At 36.9% G+C, this 2566-nt stretch carries 3 protein-coding genes; all 3 read left to right on the top strand.

Features of this window, described 5'->3' with window-relative positions; all coding sequences use genetic code 11:
* Window positions 1–1018 (top strand): ATP-binding protein (locus DOT_RS06910; protein WP_040411477.1); only part of this gene is annotated, 1018 nt, incomplete at its 5' end.
* Window positions 1019–1092: 74 nt separating this feature from the next.
* Window positions 1093–1767 (top strand): response regulator transcription factor, encoded by a 675-nt coding sequence (locus tag DOT_RS06905; protein WP_009616284.1) that lies wholly within the window; start codon window positions 1093–1095, stop codon window positions 1765–1767.
* Between the two features lie 496 nt (window positions 1768–2263).
* Window positions 2264–2566 (top strand): hypothetical protein (locus DOT_RS06900; protein ID WP_009616282.1); only part of this gene is annotated, 303 nt, incomplete at its 3' end.

The following is a 2566-nucleotide window of genomic DNA, read 5'->3' as shown; positions in this document are numbered from 1 at the left end:
CGATAAAGGAGGATATCTAGAGTATGCTACAGGGAGTTTCTTGGAGAAACCAAGTGAACAAGTCGAACTAGAAGAATTTTTTCAGGCTGATAAAAGGATTAATTTAGAAGCAAAAATACTCCCAGATGATCTACCAGCCGAGATATATATTCCCTTTGTTTCTAATGAATTTATTTGTGCGATATTTTTAGGACACCGTTATTCCCACGTCAAAGTTCAGGTGGATGAACTACCATTTATAACCTTTATTACGAGTCAATTGGCTCAACGTCTAATAACTTCGTTTGTTATCAAGGAACTGTCGAAAGAAATCAAGAACTTAGCTCAAAGATCTCTGGACTCGCAACGAAGGAATCAAGGGCTTCAGGGTATTACAACTTCTTTGTTTAGAAGCTTTGAGAAAGAGAAAAAAATAATAGCACGCGAGATTCACGATGGGCCCTTACAAATGGGACTGGATTTGGACCGCCGACTGAAGAGCCTTGTTGAAGAAGGCTCGACCGATGAGAAAACATTAAAGGCTTTTTCGCATATGCAGGAGCTAGTTGAGGACTTGAGCATTGAACTCCGTTTAATATGCAATGAATTACGCCCCCTTTCTTTAAGTGATTTAGGATTGCTCTCCGCTATTGAATTAATGTGCGAGGACATAATGCTCAATGAGCTGTTGCTAATTTCACTAGAGACAGCGGGTATTAGTCGAGAAGAACGTTTTAATGAAGAGGTAGAAATAGCGGCGTATCGTTTTTTACAGGAAGGGATATCAAATGCCGTGAAACATTCGGGATCTAGCAAGTTGAAGATCCACATTGAGATGAGTGAAGCTAGAATTGAACTGACTGTTAGAGATTTGGGTAGAGGTTTCGATATTAGCAAGATTGATGAATGGTCGTTTATGGGTGTTCATCTCGGAATAGTCGGAATGAAAGAAAGAATGGAAAATCTGGGTGGTAATCTTCAAATTAGTTCGGCAATCGGTTGGGGCACAATGCTCAAAGCAATTATACCAATAAGATAAAAAAATTAAGAGATTAAGAGATACAAAAGCAGTTACCTTAAAAAGTCAAAGTTTCTACAAAGGAGGGCATAAAAATGCCCATTAGTTCTGAGAAATTAGAAAGAGTAAAAGTCTTAATTGTTGATGACCATGCGCTTTTTGCAGAAGGAACTGTCTCATTATTACGTGTTGAATCACGTATTTTGACAGTAGGAATTGCCAAAGACGGAATGGAATGTATAGGCTTAATTAAAAAAACTGTTCCTGACGTTGTGGTGTTAGACATCAATCTCCCAGATATCTGCGGAATTGATATAATAGATAAAATAAAAAAGGTTCAACCCGACATAAAGATTCTTATGCTGACGGGGCAAGATCCAAAAGGTTACGTTACTAGATCTAGAAATAAAGGAGCCAATGGTTTCTTGCTTAAAAACTGTTCGGTAAAGGAGATGATCCAGGGAATATTAAGAGTTTATGAGGGTGGTGTCTATTATTCGCAAGGCATAGGGGCTTTCCTTCAACCAGGAAATAATAGTGATAACGTTCATTTTTCAGTTGAGTCTAAAACAACGTCAAGGGACCTACTGTCCCCGAGAGAAAAAGAAATAATAGAATTAATATCAAAAGGTTTACATAACAAAGAGATCGCATCGGCTTTAGGTATTAAAGTTCGAACAGCGAATTTTCACGTTAGTAATATCCTTCTCAAATTAGAGGTAAGTACACGTTTAGAAGCTGTCTTACAGTGGACATATTTTAATAAGTAGATATTGTATTGATAATGTAAGTACCAAATGTAAGAATTGTTCGAAAAACAATCTGCGAAGTAATTAATATTGGATTAATAATACGAAGATGGGGGATTTAGCAATTGTTAAGTCTCCCATCTTCGTTCTTGGTAGTTCCAATAGTCTAAAATCCAAATCCTTAGACGTCGAAGCATGTAATAAAATGTTGTAAATTTATTGGGACAATCCTGGCAGAAGTAACAGGGACAAAGTTGTGAATCTACGATAACCTTATTTACGACAGCTACCCCTGATGAGATTCAGACAATGTAGCTGGAAACAACTTCCACTGGAGTCAGATGTTCCGTTGATATGGTAGTCACACAGAGGAACTGGCAAGCTATAATCTTCTGTAATTGATGCGGATGGCCCAGCTGGAGCACGAGGAGGTGTGTAGAATATCAAATTGTAGTCTGAGGTAAAGTTATTTGGCCTAAATATTCAAATAATTAAATTTGTGAATGGAGGTTTATTAATGTTAAAAAAAAGTATAAAGTCCATAATTTCGATTGTAGTATGCTTAAGTTTCCTATTTACTTCTGTTGGATTAGTATTTGCAGCATCAAATGGACAAGAAGCTCAGCGACAAGCAATAGTTAAGGAACAAACGGCCCAAGCTTTGAGGATTAATAATGCTAAAAAAATAATGACTAGATACGTCAAACGCCTTAGCGACGGTACTTTCCAAATTAATGTTCCTGAGAATGTTAAGAAACAAATCGATAGTGAGGATTTTACTAGATTAACTCAAGGTATGGAATTAATAAACTCATATATC

Origin of the sequence: Desulfosporosinus sp. OT (assembly GCF_000224515.1) — a bacterium.
Taxonomy (GTDB): domain Bacteria; phylum Bacillota; class Desulfitobacteriia; order Desulfitobacteriales; family Desulfitobacteriaceae; genus Desulfosporosinus.
The sequence above is the reverse complement of the archived record's forward strand: the minus strand, read 5'-3'. Positions and strand labels throughout refer to the sequence as shown.